The organism is Pseudomonas sp. MWU13-2517, from assembly GCF_023242545.1.
Lineage (GTDB): Bacteria > Pseudomonadota > Gammaproteobacteria > Pseudomonadales > Pseudomonadaceae > Aquipseudomonas.
Map to the genome: position 1 here is coordinate 21,278 of NZ_JALMFA010000020.1, position 14,852 is coordinate 36,129.

Consider the following 14,852-nt stretch of genomic DNA (forward strand, 5'->3'; position numbering starts at 1 on the left):
GACTTACTCAATTTAGCCATTGTCGACGGCGACGGTGCCCACCGCTGGCGAAGATCCCGCACAGCAAGGCGATCAGCGCGACGGCTCCACCCGTGACGAACCACTGTTGTTGTTCGGTCAGCCAGCGCGTCAAGGCGCCACCCTGTGCTTCTTTGAGTTGCTGGGCCAGGCGTTGGTTCTCCTGACGCAAGCGATTCAGTTGGGCGCTTTCGCGGGCAGCATCCGCGCTTTGCAGTTGTTTGCCCAGTTCTTCTCGCAGCCGTTCGCTTTCTTTCAAGCGTTGCTGCAACTCGGTGATCTGGCTGCCGGCACTCAAGGACAGGGGCGTGGAACTGCCGGTGCTTGAGGTTTCTTCAGCGTGGGCCGTAGCCCCGATCATTAACACTGCCAACAGACACAACTGACGTAAGCGCATCGGAACTCCTGATTCCACACGAATATTCAGAACGTTGTCGGCAGGTTACCGGGAATAATGAGTCATTAGGAGTACGCCGAACCGATTAGGTTCGGCGCTCCCTGTATTACGGCAGGACTTGCTTGAACGGCTTGATCACGACGTCCGCGTAGACGCCGGCCGCGACATACGGATCGGCCTTCGCCCACGCCTGCGCATCGGCCAGCGAGGCGAATTCGGCAACGATCAGGCTGCCGCTGAAGCCGGCTGCGCCCGGGTCATTGCTGTCGACGGCCGGGTGTGGACCCGCCAGCACAAGGCGGCCTTCGGCTTTCAACACGTGCAGACGCTCCAGATGAGCCGGGCGCACGCTCAGGCGTTTTTCCAGGGAGTTGGCGACGTCGGTGGCAATGATTGCGTAAAGCATGTCAGTCCTCGGTTTTCGGCGTGGTGGGGTCGGCGTCATGCAGGTGGCGGGACAGGTAGATACCCTGGCCGACCAGGAACAGCACCGTCATGGCCAGGCTGCCGAACACCTTGAAGTCAACCCAGTAGTCCTGGAAGGTGAAGGCGACGAACAGGTTGGCGGCGCCGCAGAACAGGAAAAACACGATCCAGGCCACATTCAAGCGGGTCCAGACCGGCTCCGGCAGGGTCAGTGCGTGGCCCATGATCCGCTTGATCAACAGGCGGTCGCCGATGAAGTGGCTGCCGATGAACGCCAGGGCAAACAGCCAGTTCACTACCGGTGCTTTCCATTTGAGGAAGGTTTCGCTGTGGAAGGCCAGGGTCAGGCTGCCGAAGACCAGGCAGGCGACGAGGGTCAGCCATTGGCTTTTTTCCAGTTTGCGCTGGGAGATGAAGATGGCGCCATAGACCACCACGGAGCTGATGATCAGCACCGCAGTGGCGCTGTAGATGCCTCCGACGGTCAGCTCATGGCCGGCAAGATCGACGACCCTGGGGTCGAGTTTGTACACGATGAAAAACAGCAACAGCGGGATGAAGTCGATGAATTGTTTCACAGTAAGAGCCAGAAGCTGGATGTGGCGGCATAATAACAAACATCCTTGGTAGCGAAAGCGCCAGCTGACTTGAGGTTACACACTCCCGTGAATGTTGATTTGCACTGCCACAGCACGGCCTCCGACGGCGCCCTGGCGCCCGCGGTACTGGTTGCGCGAGCGTTTGAAAAAGGCGTGCGAGTCCTGTCGTTGACCGACCATGACACCCTTGAAGGCCTGGATGAAGCCCGTGAAGCCGCCCATGCCCTGGGCATGCAACTGGTCAACGGCGTGGAATTGTCCTGTACCTGGGGCGGCGCCACTATTCATGTGCTGGGCTATGGTTTCGATCAGGCGGCCCCGCCGCTGGTCAAGGCCATCGCCCAATTGCACGATGGCCGCTGGCTGCGGTCCGAGGAAATAAGCCGAAAACTCAGCCTCAAGGGTATGCCCAATGCCCTCGAGGGCGCCCGCGCCATCCAGCAGGAGCTGGGTGACAGCGGCAACGCACCGGCCCGGCCGCACTTTGCCGACTGGATGGTGCGCGAAGGTTTTGTCAAAGACCGTGCCGAAGCCTTCCGTAAATGGCTGGGTGCCGGCAAGTTGGGTGACGTGAAGCTGCATTGGCCGACCCTGGAAGACACTGTCGAGACATTGCGCGCCTCCGGCGCCTGGGTCAGCCTGGCGCACCCCTGGCATTACGATTTCACCCGTAGCAAGCGTCGCAAGCTGATTGGCGACTATATTGGAGCGGGTGGCCACGCAATCGAAGTGGTCAACGGGCATCAACCCGCCGAACAAGTCGGCAGCCTGGCGATCCTTGCCCGCGAATTTGGTCTGCTGGTCAGTGCCGGCAGTGATTTTCATGGCCCAGGCGGCTGGTCCGAGATCGGCGAGTATCGCCAAGTCCCGGAAGACCTGCCGCTCTTGTGGGGGCGATTCAAGCATGACCCCATTATTGCCACCGTCTGAACAGGTAGAACACGTGAGTCAATTCTTCCAGATTCATCCGGAAAACCCGCAAGCGCGCCTGATCAAACAGGCCGTGGAGATCATTCGCGCCGGCGGTGTGGTGATCTACCCAACGGATTCTTCCTACGCCATAGGTTGTCAGATCGGCGACAAGAGCGCGGTCGAGCGGGTCAGGCGTTTGCGTGATCTGGACAAGAACCACAACTTTGCACTGATCTGCAGCGACCTGTCTCAATTGGGGCTGTTTGCCAAGGTCGACACGGGCACCTTCCGCTTGCTCAAGGCGCACACCCCGGGGCCGTACACCTTTATCCTCAATGCCACCCGCGAAGTACCGCGCCTGTTGCTGCACCCGAAAAAGCGCACTATTGGCTTGCGGGTGCCGGAGCATCCGATTGCCCTCGCGCTGTTGGCTGAGCTGGGCGAACCGTTGATGAGCGTGTCGCTGATCCTGCCGGGTGAAGAAGAGCCTTTGTACGACCCTTACGAAATGCGCCGCCTGCTGGAAAAACATGTCGACCTGATCATCGATGGTGGCTATGGCGGCAACAAGGCCTCCACCGTGATCAACCTGGCCGATGGCGAACCCGAAGTGGTGCGCGTGGGCTGCGGTGACCCGACGCCGTTTATGGTCGAGGCCTGAATGTCGGTCGTGGAAACCGTCGATCCCCAGGCCGGCGCCCAGCAGGAACTGCCGTTCGCCATGGTCTATGGCCAGGCGGTCATGGAAATGCCCCTGGATCTGTACATCCCGCCGGATGCCCTGGAAGTCTTCCTTGAAGCGTTCGAAGGCCCGCTGGACCTGTTGCTGTACCTGATCCGCAAACAGAACATCAACATCCTCGACATCCCCGTGGCGGAAATCACCCGCCAATACATGGGTTATGTCGAGCTGATGCAGTCGGTGCGCCTGGAACTGGCCGCCGAGTACCTGGTGATGGCGGCCATGCTCGCCGAGATCAAGTCGCGCATGCTGTTGCCGCGCTCGGAGACGGTCGAAGCCGAGGAGGACGATCCACGCGCCGAACTGATCCGCCGCCTGCAGGAGTACGAGCGCTTCAAGGCTGCCGCCGAAGGCATCGACGGCTTGAGCCGGGTCGGTCGCGATGTGGTGGTGCCCAAGCTGGATGCCCCGCAGGCCCGTGCGCGCAAACTGTTGCCGGACGTGAGTCTGGAAGAGCTATTGATGTCCATGGCCGAAGTGCTGCGCCGTGGTGACATGTTCGAAAGCCACCAGGTCAGTCGCGAAGCGCTGTCGACACGCGAGCGCATGAGCGATGTGCTTGAGCGTCTCAAAGGCGGCGGCTTCGTGCCCTTTGTCGAACTGTTCACCGCTGAAGAGGGGCGCCTGGGGGTGGTGGTGACCTTCATGGCGATCCTCGAGCTGGTCAAGGAGTCTTTGGTCGAGCTGGTCCAGAATGAGCCTTTTGCGGCTATCCACGTGCGGGCGCGAGCCGAATAAAGAGCTGAATCGATGAATCTGACTGAACCCCGCGAACTGGCGCCGTTGCTGGAAGCCTTCCTCCTGGCCTCGGGTAAGCCGCAATCCCTGGAGCGCCTGTTCGAACTGTTTGAAGAAGCCGAGCGCCCTGAGCCGCCAGTGTTCAAGAAGGCACTGGAGATTCTGCGCAAGTCCTGCGAAGGCCGGGCGTTTGAGCTGGTTGAAGTGGCGTCGGGTTATCGCCTGCAGATCCGTGAGAAATTTTCCCCGTGGGTCGGTCGCTTGTGGGAAGAGCGCCCGCAGCGTTATTCGCGGGCGATGCTGGAGACGATGGCGCTGATCGCCTATCGCCAGCCGATCACCCGGGGCGAGATCGAGGATGTGCGGGGCGTGGCGGTCAACAGCCATATCGTCAAGACGTTGCTTGAACGCGAGTGGATTCGCATCGTCGGTTACCGCGACGTGCCCGGCAAACCGGCGATGTTCGCGACCACCAAGGCGTTTCTCGACCACTTCAACCTGAAAAACCTCGACGACTTGCCGCCCTTGGCCGAGTTGCGGGAGATGGAGGCCGAGCCGGTGCTCGACTTCGACGATGCCCCGGTTCCCGCCGGCCTGCAGGAATTGGCGGATGCCACGGCGGAGCCGGAAGAACCGAAGGATGAAACCAGTTTCCACACCTTGCTGCTGGAACTGGACGATATGGAGCAGGGCATCAAGACTGACTTCGACGACTTGCTGCGCGACGGCGAGGCGCAGGCTGAGCCTCAGGGGCGCACTGAGCCCGAGCCCGAGTCTGAACCCGAACCCGAACCCGAGGAAGACATCCTTGGCGTCGCCGAAGCCCGTGAAAAACTCCTGGCCGCCGTCGCTGCCCTCGAACAACCGCCGCTGAGCGACGAAGAAGACGAAGCCCGGGCCCTGGCCGAAGCCATCGAGGCCGAGCGACGCCAATTCGAAGACTGATCCGGCCTGATGATCACCACATTGATCTGCGCTAGCTTCACCGGTCGGCGGAAAAGCCAATGACTTGGTGCTAATCGACTACTCTGTGATGCGCAACGCGCGCCATGCGCGTATGATTCGCGACCCTTTGCCGACCTATTCGGCCAAAGCCCCGCTTTCAATACTCTTCAGGCCACGCCTGAATCGACCCACCGGGAGGTGCTTAAGATGAACGACAAAGACCAGAACGACAGCCAGGAAATCGGCCCAGCAGGCGAAAAACTGCAAAAGGTGCTGGCGCGTATCGGCGTGGGCTCGCGCCGCGACGTCGAAGCCTGGATCACCCAGAAGCGCATCAAGGTCAACGGCGTCGAGGCCACCCTCGGCCAGCGCGTCGACCTGCACGATGCAATCACCATTGATGGCAAGGTCATCAAGCGTGAAGAGGCCGCCGAATCGGTGCGCCGCGTAATCATGTACAACAAGCCCGATGGCGAGATCTGCACCCGTGACGACCCGGAAGGCCGTCCGACCGTGTTCGACAAGATGCCCAAGCCCAAAGAGGGTCGCTGGATCAACATCGGTCGTCTGGACATCAACACCACCGGCTTGCTGATGTTCACCACCGACGGTGAGCTGGCCAACCGCCTGATGCACCCGTCCTACGAGATGGACCGTGAATACGCCGTGCGCGTACGCGGTGAAGTCGATGACGAGATGATCGAACGTCTCAAGGCGGGCGTGGTGCTGGAAGACGGCCCGGCCAAGTTCACCGACATCAAGCAGGCGCCAGGTGGTGAAGGTTTCAACCACTGGTACCACTGCGTGGTGATGGAAGGTCGCAACCGTGAAGTACGTCGCCTGTGGGAATCCCAGGGCCTGGTGGTCAGTCGCCTGAAGCGCGTGCGTTTCGGCCCGGTGTTCTTGAACTCCGACCTGCCGATGGGACGCTGGCGCGAAATGAGCCAGTACGAAGTCGACATCCTCAGCGCCGAAGTCGGCCTGACACCGGTGGCGATGCCACAGATGAACGCCAAGAGCAAAGACAAGCTTGAGCGTATGCAGCGCAAATCGTCGCGCCCTGTGGCCCGTACCGAGCGTGTAGCCCGCACCCTGCGCCCGGCACTGAATGCTCCGGCAACCGGTGGTCGTATTTCGCGCGAGCCGCACATCGAAGGCGAACGTCGCCCAACCGCACCGTCGCGTCAGGAAGGTGAGCGTGCACCGCGTGCTCCGCGTCCTGCTCCGGCCGGTGGTCGCAGCAACCGTGGTGAGGCCGATCGCCCAGCCGACAACGCCAGCACCAAGCGTCCGGCCAAGCCGGCGGCGAACAAGCGCCCCGGCCCGAAACTGGTCGCGGACGAGCCGTCGGGCAAGCGCCGTGGCGCCCCGGCCGGTTCGGGTCAGCGCCCGGGTTTCGGTCGCAAGAAGCCGCAGTGATAGCGTAAGCGCTGCACAAAAACGCCAACCCTAGGGTTGGCGTTTTTTTACTTTAAAACAGGCTCAATAATTTTGGGGGGCGAAATCAAGCATCAGAAGGCGAAAGCGCCATCGAACACCGGCTTGTCATCCAGCGCCAGCACCCCACTGGCAAAGATCAGATCCAGGTGATGGCTGCCTTTTTGCCCGCCACCCAGGCCCAGGTGCAACCCGCAATGGCGTTCTTCAAACCCGGCATTGCGCGCATACAGGTCCTTCACGCCTTCGTTGGTCCCAATCCCCAACTCCTCGACACGCCGGTTCGACGGGTTGGCGTTCAGGTACTTGTTGAAATCATCCGCCAGCCCCGGTACGTCGCTGGCCACGCTGCAGATCGTCGAGTTCTCGATCCACAGTTCCAGAGGTGATTCCAGCACGCCATATTTGCGCGCGAACGGGATGGTGCTCAGAAAGGTGCCGACAAAACGCACTTGGCCATTGATGGCCTCGCTGTGGGTGGCGATTTCGCCGGGGGCCAGGTCGTGGTTGCCCACGCCGTTGATATTGGTCCACTTCTTGATGCTGCTCAGCGGCGCTTCCAGGCGTGAGCCGTGTTTGTCGGTAAAGCTCAGCACGCGCGCTTCGGACATGCGCCGGATCAGCGTGGCGTTGAGGTCGGCGATGCGTTGGGGCTCGACACTGAAGGTGTCGTAGAAGTAGTCGCCATAATCTTTGAACAACAGGGATTTCTTCCAGTGTTCGGCCATTACGCCTTGCAGGGCACGGATAAAGTCCGGGCCTTCGGCGCGTGGGTTGGGCAGGGTCGAAGAATCGTAGAGAAACAGGTAGAGGTCACAGGCCTCGATGGCTTGGGCCAGGGCTTCGCTGGAGGCCAGGTCCAGGCGCTGCACCTGAAAGTTGAACCGGGCGGCGCTGCCTTGGGTGATTGCCTGGGCGATGGCGTCGTAACGTTCGGTATGGCCCAGCAGCACGGTAGGGCGGTTCAGCCCGTTCAGGGCCGGGTGATGGGCGAGGTAGTAGAGAAAATGTTCGACGGCGCGGGCCTTGTCCATGACGTACGTCCTTTGATGCCTTGGGTAAGGGGGGCAGGTGCCGTGCACGGCACCTGCCGGATGCCTGCCGTTTCTTAGAAAGGCCACATCGCGGTGCCGAACGGCACAACGGCATCGGCTTGCATCATTTCAACGGCGGCCTCATGGGTCGGCGCTTCAAACCAATCGTCGAGTTGCAGTTCGGTTTCCAGGTCGTTTTCCAGTGCTTGCATGGTGTATCTCCTAGAGGACGTTGTTTGAGAACGGGCTTGCCAGCGGGCTTCGCTGGGCAAGTCCAAGAACCTAGGCGAGAGCGTTTCAGAATGCAAAAAATTTATTGACACGGTTTCATTTGAATTTTTTGTTCTGTTTTTTTGCTTTGAGCTTTTATCTGAAAAAACAGCAGGCTGGCTGAACCGATTGATCAGATTTTTCCTACCGACAATTTTCCGTTAGATGAGAGATTGAGCTGGCTGTAACGCCGATTTTACGCGATGTAACGACATATTTACGCGTTGCTCCGGGTAATCCGGGCCGCGGCCGGACCGTAAGGAATCTCTGACAGATTGTCGCGGCCGCTTGCCGGGGGCGGCCTCAAGCTGTCGAGCGGTGTACAATGCGCCGCGTTTTACTGTGACCCCCTTGCGTACCCACGCAAAAGGCCAAGACCTCAGGGTTTACCACCCCTGATAACTCCGCCCGGCCACGAGCCGGACGGGTTCGATTTCGTCACAGATAAAAACAAACAGGTGACGCATGACCGTTAGAACGACGCTGTACTCCTGGTGCCTGCGCTGGGGTTTGAGCGGCGCTGCTTGAGTCGAGATTCAAGACAGCAACGTGCATTCAACATCATCAAACCTTGCGTGAGACCCTTTTCATGAGTGGACCCCATTCCTCTTCAGGCGAGCTGAAACGCGGCCTGAAAAATCGGCATATCCAGTTGATCGCCCTCGGGGGCGCCATCGGCACCGGCCTGTTCCTGGGCTCGGCCGGGGTGCTCAAGTCCGCCGGCCCGTCAATGATCCTGGGTTATGCCATCTGCGGCTTCATCGCCTTCATGATCATGCGCCAGCTCGGCGAAATGATTGTTGAAGAGCCCGTCGCCGGCTCCTTCAGCCACTTTGCCCACAAGTACTGGGGCGGTTTCGCCGGCTTCCTGTCGGGCTGGAACTGCTGGATCTTGTACATTCTGGTGGGCATGTCGGAGCTGACCGCTGTCGGCAAATACGTGCACTACTGGTGGCCGGAGATCCCGACCTGGGTCTCGGCGGCGGCGTTTTTCGTGCTGATCAACCTGATCAACCTGGCTAACGTCAAAGTCTTCGGCGAGGCTGAATTCTGGTTCGCCATCATCAAGGTCGTGGCCATTGTCGGCATGATCGCTCTGGGCAGCTACCTGTTGGTCAGCGGCAGCGGCGGCCCGCAAGCATCGGTCAGCAACCTGTGGGATCACGGCGGGTTCTTCCCCAATGGTGTCAGCGGCCTGGTGATGGCCATGGCGATCATCATGTTCTCTTTCGGTGGCCTGGAAATGCTCGGCTTTACCGCGGCCGAAGCCGACAAGCCACGCACGGTGATCCCCAAAGCGATCAATCAAGTGATCTACCGCATCCTGATTTTCTACATCGGTGCTTTGGTGGTGCTGTTGTCGCTGACGCCGTGGGACAGCCTGCTGGCGACCCTCAACGCCTCCGGCGATCCCTACAGCGGCAGCCCCTTCGTGCAAGTGTTCTCGATGCTGGGCAGCAACACTGCCGCGCACATCCTCAACTTCGTGGTGTTGACCGCGGCGCTGTCGGTGTACAACAGCGGCACCTACTGCAACAGCCGCATGTTGTTGGGCATGGCCGAGCAGGGCGATGCGCCACGGGCCCTGGCGCAGATCGACAAGCGCGGCGTGCCGGTGCGTTCGATCCTCGCCTCGGCGGCGGTCACCCTGGTGGCGGTACTGATGAACTACCTGATCCCGCAACATGCGCTGGAACTGCTGATGTCGCTGGTAGTGGCCACCTTGGTAATCAACTGGGCGATGATCAGTTACTCCCACTTCAAGTTCCGCCAGCACATGGACCGCACCGGCCAGGTGCCGTTGTTCAAGGCGCTGTGGTACCCGTACGGTAACTACGTCTGCCTGGCGTTCGTGGCGTTCATCCTGGTGATCATGCTGATGACCCCGGGTATCCGGGTGTCGGTGTATGCGATTCCGTTGTGGGTGGCGTTTATGGCGGTGTGTTACGCCATCAAGCACAAACGCAGTACGCAGCCGGCGTTGGACGCAACAGTGTCAGCGGTGAAGTAAGCGTAAAGCGTGATCAAGCAAACCCGGCCAAGTGCCGGGTTTGTTGCTTAAGGGCCTACGTGAGGGTGCATTCGCGTATCCTTGGGCTTCCCCTTCAGAGGTGCCTGCTGCTCATGCTGGTGATTTCCAACACCGTCCACCTGCCCGACGCCGAGATCGAGCTGACCGCCATTCGCGCCCAAGGCGCCGGCGGGCAGAACGTCAATAAGGTGTCGAGCGCGGTGCACCTGCGTTTTGATATTCCGGCGTCGTCCCTGCCGGACTTCTACAAGGAGCGGTTGCTGGCGCTGCGTGACAGCCGCATCACCAGCGAAGGCGTGCTGGTGCTCAAGGCCCAGCAATATCGGACTCAGGAACAGAACCGCGCGGATGCGCTGGAGCGTCTGGTGGAGCTGATTCTCAGCGCCACCAAGGTCGAGAAGAAACGCCGTCCGACCAAGCCTACGCTGGGCTCCAAGAAGCGCAGGCTGGAATCCAAGACCAAGCGCGGTAGCATCAAGGCCGGGCGCGGCAAGGTCGACTTCTAGGCGTCGCGTGTCTCGCGAGCCTTGGGCGCTTGGCGGTACAGGTACACACTCAGCAGCAAACCACCTGTGGCGGCCAGGGCGGCGAACAGGAAGATCGAGGCGAAGCCGAAGCCTGACGCCACCGCCCCGGCCAACGGACCGGTGATGCCCAGCGACAAGTCGATAAACAGCGAGTAAGCCCCCACCGCCGCCCCGCGGCTGGACGCGGGCACCAGGTTGACGGCCTCCACGCCCAATGCCGGAAACACCAGTGAAAAGCCGAACCCGCTCAACGCCGCACCAGCCAAGGCCAGATGGGCATTCGGTGCCAGCCACAGCAACAGCAGGCCGAGGATTTCCACCGAGAGGCAGGCAATCGCCACGCGAAAACCGCCGATACGGTTGATCAGATTGCCGAACAGCAGGCGCGCGCCGATAAAGCTGGCGCCGAACAGGCTCAAGGCCCACACCGCGTTATCCCAATTCTGAGTGGTGTAATACAGGGTAATAAAGGTGGCGATGGTGCCAAAGCCGATCGAGCCCAATGCGAGTGCGCAGCCGTGTGGCAGTACGCGGCCCAGCACGTTCATGAACGGCAGGCGCACACCGGCCACAATCGGTGCGGCGACCTTGTTCCAAGCCAGCAGCAAGCCCACGATTGCCAGCAGAATGATGCTGACGCCCATGCTCCACAGCCCGAAATTTCTGACCAGCAACACGCCCAGCGGCGCGCCGACGGCCAGGGCTCCGTAGCTGGCAATGCCGTTCCAGGAAATCACCTTGGCGGTGTTCTGCGCACCCACCCGGCCGATGCCCCAGCCGATCGCACCCGACCCCACCAGGCTTTCCGCGCTGCCCAGCACCAACCGGCCGATCAGCAGGCTGCCCAGGCTGACCGCCGGCAGGCTGGAGAACCAGGCGGCAAGCAACATGAACACGCCGCTCAGTCCGCAGCCGACCAGGCCGATCAATACTGCGCGCTTGCTGCCCAGGTTATCGATGATCTTGCTGGCGTACGGGCGGCTCAACAGGGTGGCCAGGTACTGCACGCTGATCACCAAACCTGCGATGACCGCGCCATAGCCCAACTGACTATGGACATAGCCCGGCAATACGGCCAGGGGAATGCCGATATTCAGGTAGCCGATAAAAGTGAACAGCACGATGGAAACGACTTGCAGCGTGACCGCCATGGGGCGCTGGGTATCTGGCATGAGAGGGGTCCACTGTCGCAGCAGGTAAAGATAGGCTGCTAATGATACCGGCGCTTGGGCCGAGTGGGGCGGCTTTAATATCAAAAAGGCTGAATCAAGAACACGTCAGGATTTGGTCGGTGCCAGCAATTGCGTGGTTACCAGGGCAGCCAGGGCGTTTTCCTGGGTACCAAAGCGCTTGAGCAGCATCGCTTGTTTTTCGGCGCTGAGGCGGTTCCAGACTTCGACCATCTGCAAGGCAGCGTCGAGTACAGCGGCGTCGGGCGAAGCGGGGAGGGTATCGGTCATAGAGGGGATCTCGGGTGATTCAGGCCGTGTGGAAAGCGCTTGGAATTGCGCTTTCCATACGGTCTGGTACGGCTTCAGCCCTGGCGTTTGCTGTCGACTGGTTTTGCTTCTTTGGCCTCAGGCTGTTTGTTGCTGGCCTGCTGCGGTGTTGGCTGCTCGGTTGGGTGCAGGCTTGGGAAGGGGAGATTAGGTATCTCGTGCATGTGGGTCGCTCCTCGCAAGGTCTGTTTTTTCAATCGCAGGTGATTCCGCGCTCTCAAAAAGCCTTGGCAGGATACAGCACTGAAAATGACAAAAAGATTTTTATGTCGTCGTATGCATGAACTTTCATCGTGTGAACTGTCGCGTGGTCAGAACGGCACCTTGCCCAGAATCATGTCGCGGTACATCACAAAGTCGCCCAACAAGCTGTAAAACGGGTGTTGAAAAGTGGCCGGGCGGTTCTTTTCGAAGAAGAAGTGGCCGATCCAGGCAAAGCTGTAGCCGGCGACGGGTAAGGCCAACAGCAGCCCGAGCGAACCACGGCCGATGGCGTAGGCCAGGATGCCGATCACCAGGGTCGTGCCGATAAAGTGCAGGCGCCGGCAGGTACTGTTGCCGTGCTCGCTCAGGTAATACGGATAGAACTCGGCGAAGCTATTGAATTGTTTGACGTTTTCCATAGTGGTTGAGTCTCTGACAGTGATGCCGCTCGGCAGATGTTCGGCGGGTAGCGTATTTGAGTCTAGAGTGATCAGTGGTAACAGCCAGTGACAATAGATGCCACTTTAGTATCCTTGGCTCGCTGGTTGCCGGATGAGCCCGCTTTCTACAAGACGACGCCATGAGCGAACGAACAACTTCTGCAAGCTGGGCGATGGGTATAGTCAAGTCGTTGGAAATGGACGGCCTGGATTGCCGTGCGCTGTTCAAGCAGTTGGGCCTGGACTACAGCGCCCTCAGTGACCCTGATGCGCGCTTTCCGCAAGACTCCATGACCCGACTGTGGCAGCGGGCCGTGGAGGTGTCGGGCAACCCGGCGATCGGCCTGAACATGGGCAAGGTGGTGCGCCCCGCGTCGTTTCATGTGGCCGGTTATGCGCTGATGTCCAGCAACACACTGGCCGAAGGCTTTATGCGCCTGGTGCGTTACCAGCGCATCATCGCCGAAAGCGCCGACCTGAGCTTCCGACTGTTGCCCGAAGGTTATGCGCTGATTCTGACTGTACACGGTGACCATCTACCGCCCACCCGGCAGAGTGCCGAAGCCTCGCTGGCCTGTGCTTTGGCGCTGTGCGGCTGGCTCACCGGTCGCACCCTGCAACCGCGTAAAGTGTTGTTGCAAGGCGACCAGCCGATTGATCTGGCGCCCTACAAGCAAGCGTTTCACGCACCCTTGGAGTTCAATGCGCCCTACGACGCGCTGATTTTCGAGCGGGCCGACATGGATGCACCGTTGCCCACGGCCAACGAAGCCATGGCGCTGCTGCACGATCGGTTTGCCGGTGAATACCTGGCGCGGTTTTCCGAGAGCCGCGTGACCCACAAGGCCCGCCAGGTGCTGTGTCGTCTGTTGCCCCAAGGCGAGCCCAAGCGTGACGCGGTGGCCCAGACCCTGCATCTGTCCCAGCGCACCTTGCAGCGGCGTCTGCAGGAGGAGGGCACCAGTTTCCAGACCTTGCTCGACGACACGCGTCGCGAACTCGCCGAGCAATACCTGGCGCAGCCGAGCATGACCCTGTTGGAAATTGCCTACCTGCTGGGGTTTGCCGACCCCAGCAATTTCTTTCGCGCGTTTCGTCGCTGGTTCGACGCCACGCCCGGTGAATACCGTACGCGGCTGCTGCAGGCGTCGAAGGTCAGTGACGCCAGAACGCCGGAATACACAGTACAAACACCGTAATAATCTCCAGCCGCCCCAGCAGCATGCCGAGCGACAGGATCCACTTGGCCGCATCCGGCAGGCTGGCGAAGTTGCCGGCCGGGCCGATGGTTTCGCCCAGGCCCGGGCCGACGCCCGATACCGTGCTGGCCGCGCCGGTCAATGCGGTCATCCAGTCCAGGCCCAGCAGCGACAGGGCCAGGGCGATGGCACAGATGGTGATGGCGAAAAAAAACGAGAACGTCAGGATCGAACGCACGATTTCTTCGTCGAGGCGATGGCCGTTGTACTTTTGCTTGATCACCGCCCGGGGGTGAATCAGCTGGTTCAAGTTGGCCTTGAGCAGGATATAGGCGACCTGGAAGCGGAAGATCTTGATCCCGCCGGCCGTGGAGCCCGAGCAGCCGCCGATAAAGCCCAGGTAGAAGAACAGCATCAGTGAGAAGTTGCCCCAGATGCTGTAGTCCCCCAGCGCAAAGCCGGTGGTGGTGACCACCGAGGTAACGTTTACGGCCACATGGCGCAGCGCATCCAGCCAATGCAAGTCCGTGGTCCACCAGTACCAGGTACCCAGCACCAGCCAGGTCACGATCAGCAGCGCGAGCAAGCCTTGCACCTGCTGGTCTTTGATCAGTGCCCGTCGGTTGCCGCGCAACGTGGCCACATACAGGGTGAACGGCAAGCTGCCGAGGATCATCACCACCACCGCCACCCAATGCACCGCCGGTTGTTTCCAGTGGGCCAGGGATTCGTCGGAGGTGGAGAACCCTCCGGTCGAAATCGCCGACATGGCGTGGTTGATCGCGTCGAACAAGCCCATTCCGGCCCACCAGAACGCCAGGCTGCCAAGGATGGTGATACCGACATAAGTCGCCACGATGAGCCGCGCCACCATGTGCGAGCGCGGCATGACCTTCTCCGAGCGGTCCGAGGATTCGGTCTGGAACAGGCGCATGCCACCAATGCGCAACAGCGGCAGAATCGCCACCGCCATGCCGATGAAGCCGATGCCGCCCAGCCAGTGCAGCAGCGAGCGCCACATCAAGATACCCGGGGACATGCTGTCCAGGCCGCTCAATACGGTGGAACCGGTAGCGGTGATGCCGGACATGCTTTCAAAAAACGAGTCGGTGTAGCTGATGTGCTGGGTCAGCAAAAACGGTAACGCGGCGAAGATACACACCACCAGCCAACTGCTGACCGTCAGCAGATACATGTCCCGCGGGCGCAGATGGACGTGTTCGGGGCGGCCGGGGATAACCAGGGCCAGGCCCGCGAGAAAAGTGATCAGGCTGGCCCACAGGAACGAGGGCAGGTCGCCGGTGCGTTCGAAGATCACCAGTGTCGCCATCGGGACGACCATGGCGATCGCAAGGGTGATCAGGAAGATGCCGATGATGAAACCGATGATGCGTAGGGTCGGCAACGCCATGAAGTTCGCTCGGGTGACAGGG

At 60.6% G+C, this 14,852-nt stretch carries 18 protein-coding genes; 9 read left to right on the plus strand and 9 right to left on the minus strand.

Annotated elements, in window-relative coordinates; genetic code table 11:
• Window positions 1–7: 7 nt before the first annotated feature.
• The 3 genes from M5B97_RS24575 to M5B97_RS24585 all read right to left on the minus strand — a co-directional run bounded on the left by M5B97_RS24575 (window position 8) and on the right by M5B97_RS24585 (window position 1,419).
• On the minus strand, window positions 8–415 hold the full coding sequence (locus tag M5B97_RS24575) for a translation initiation factor 2 (protein WP_134660100.1): 408 nt from the start codon (window positions 413–415) through the stop codon (window positions 8–10).
• A 106-nt stretch (window positions 416–521) separates the two neighbouring features.
• A complete protein-coding gene (locus M5B97_RS24580; RefSeq protein ID WP_123715688.1) occupies window positions 522–821 on the minus strand; it encodes a YciI family protein in 300 nt (99 codons plus the stop codon).
• Between the two features lies 1 nt (window position 822).
• Complete coding sequence (locus M5B97_RS24585; RefSeq protein WP_123715687.1) at window positions 823–1,419, minus strand: septation protein A; 597 nt, start codon at window positions 1,417–1,419, stop codon at window positions 823–825.
• Between the two features lie 87 nt (window positions 1,420–1,506).
• Between M5B97_RS24585 and M5B97_RS24590 the strand changes: the two genes are divergently transcribed.
• The 5 genes from M5B97_RS24590 to rluB all read left to right on the plus strand — a co-directional run bounded on the left by M5B97_RS24590 (window position 1,507) and on the right by rluB (window position 6,196).
• Window positions 1,507–2,370, plus strand: coding sequence for a PHP domain-containing protein (locus tag M5B97_RS24590; RefSeq protein WP_123715686.1), 864 nt, complete (start codon window positions 1,507–1,509; stop codon window positions 2,368–2,370).
• 13 nt (window positions 2,371–2,383) lie between these two features.
• Window positions 2,384–3,013, plus strand: coding sequence for an L-threonylcarbamoyladenylate synthase (locus tag M5B97_RS24595; protein WP_017139161.1), 630 nt, complete (start codon window positions 2,384–2,386; stop codon window positions 3,011–3,013).
• A gap of 120 nt (window positions 3,014–3,133) precedes the next feature.
• Window positions 3,134–3,832 carry a ScpA family protein gene (locus M5B97_RS24600; protein WP_174554055.1) on the plus strand — a complete coding sequence of 233 codons (699 nt, stop codon included), beginning with the start codon at window positions 3,134–3,136 and terminating at the stop codon, window positions 3,830–3,832.
• Window positions 3,833–3,844: 12 nt separating this feature from the next.
• Entirely contained in the window at window positions 3,845–4,777 is a 933-nt protein-coding gene (gene scpB, locus M5B97_RS24605; protein ID WP_248732944.1) for an SMC-Scp complex subunit ScpB, read from the plus strand.
• A gap of 207 nt (window positions 4,778–4,984) precedes the next feature.
• Window positions 4,985–6,196 (plus strand): 23S rRNA pseudouridine(2605) synthase RluB, encoded by a 1,212-nt coding sequence (rluB, locus tag M5B97_RS24610; RefSeq protein WP_105523988.1) that lies wholly within the window; start codon window positions 4,985–4,987, stop codon window positions 6,194–6,196.
• A 92-nt stretch (window positions 6,197–6,288) separates the two neighbouring features.
• Here the strand turns inward: rluB and M5B97_RS24615 are convergent, their stop codons facing one another.
• Together M5B97_RS24615 and M5B97_RS24620 are read right to left on the minus strand one after the other, a co-directional pair.
• Window positions 6,289–7,248 (minus strand): leucyl aminopeptidase, encoded by a 960-nt coding sequence (locus M5B97_RS24615; RefSeq protein WP_248732945.1) that lies wholly within the window; start codon window positions 7,246–7,248, stop codon window positions 6,289–6,291.
• Window positions 7,249–7,322: 74 nt separating this feature from the next.
• Window positions 7,323–7,460 carry a hypothetical protein gene (locus tag M5B97_RS24620; RefSeq protein ID WP_003175756.1) on the minus strand — a complete coding sequence of 46 codons (138 nt, stop codon included), beginning with the start codon at window positions 7,458–7,460 and terminating at the stop codon, window positions 7,323–7,325.
• 647 nt (window positions 7,461–8,107) lie between these two features.
• Here M5B97_RS24620 and M5B97_RS24625 point away from each other — a divergent pair.
• Window positions 8,108–9,529, plus strand: a complete 1,422-nt coding sequence (locus M5B97_RS24625; protein ID WP_123715682.1) for an amino acid permease — start codon at window positions 8,108–8,110, stop codon at window positions 9,527–9,529.
• Window positions 9,530–9,642: 113 nt separating this feature from the next.
• Window positions 9,643–10,056: an alternative ribosome rescue aminoacyl-tRNA hydrolase ArfB gene (gene arfB, locus M5B97_RS24630; protein WP_123715681.1), complete on the plus strand. Its 414-nt coding sequence runs from the start codon at window positions 9,643–9,645 to the stop codon at window positions 10,054–10,056.
• Here the strand turns inward: arfB and M5B97_RS24635 are convergent.
• Together M5B97_RS24635 and M5B97_RS24640 are read right to left on the minus strand one after the other, a co-directional pair.
• Window positions 10,053–11,249, minus strand: coding sequence for an MFS transporter (locus tag M5B97_RS24635; protein WP_248732946.1), 1,197 nt, complete (start codon window positions 11,247–11,249; stop codon window positions 10,053–10,055). The two genes, arfB and M5B97_RS24635, sit on opposite strands and share 4 nt — an antisense overlap.
• A 105-nt stretch (window positions 11,250–11,354) precedes the next feature.
• Window positions 11,355–11,537 carry a hypothetical protein gene (locus M5B97_RS24640; RefSeq protein ID WP_123715679.1) on the minus strand — a complete coding sequence of 61 codons (183 nt, stop codon included), beginning with the start codon at window positions 11,535–11,537 and terminating at the stop codon, window positions 11,355–11,357.
• Window positions 11,538–11,551: 14 nt separating this feature from the next.
• Here M5B97_RS24640 and M5B97_RS24645 point away from each other — a divergent pair, with 14 nt between their 5' ends.
• Window positions 11,552–11,860, plus strand: a complete 309-nt coding sequence (locus M5B97_RS24645) for a hypothetical protein (protein WP_167659659.1) — start codon at window positions 11,552–11,554, stop codon at window positions 11,858–11,860.
• Window positions 11,861–11,887: 27 nt separating this feature from the next.
• Here M5B97_RS24645 and M5B97_RS24650 read toward each other — a convergent pair whose 3' ends face one another.
• Window positions 11,888–12,199 (minus strand): DUF962 domain-containing protein, encoded by a 312-nt coding sequence (locus M5B97_RS24650; protein WP_123715678.1) that lies wholly within the window; start codon window positions 12,197–12,199, stop codon window positions 11,888–11,890.
• Window positions 12,200–12,360: 161 nt separating this feature from the next.
• Here M5B97_RS24650 and M5B97_RS24655 point away from each other — a divergent pair, with 161 nt between their 5' ends.
• On the plus strand, window positions 12,361–13,419 hold the full coding sequence (locus M5B97_RS24655) for an AraC family transcriptional regulator (protein WP_248732947.1): 1,059 nt from the start codon (window positions 12,361–12,363) through the stop codon (window positions 13,417–13,419).
• Here M5B97_RS24655 and M5B97_RS24660 read toward each other — a convergent pair.
• The gene (locus M5B97_RS24660; protein ID WP_123715676.1) at window positions 13,376–14,830 is read right to left on the minus strand and encodes a TrkH family potassium uptake protein; all 1,455 of its coding nucleotides are present in this window, start codon (window positions 14,828–14,830) and stop codon (window positions 13,376–13,378) included. The genes M5B97_RS24655 and M5B97_RS24660 overlap by 44 nt on opposite strands.
• Window positions 14,831–14,852: the final 22 nt, after the last annotated feature.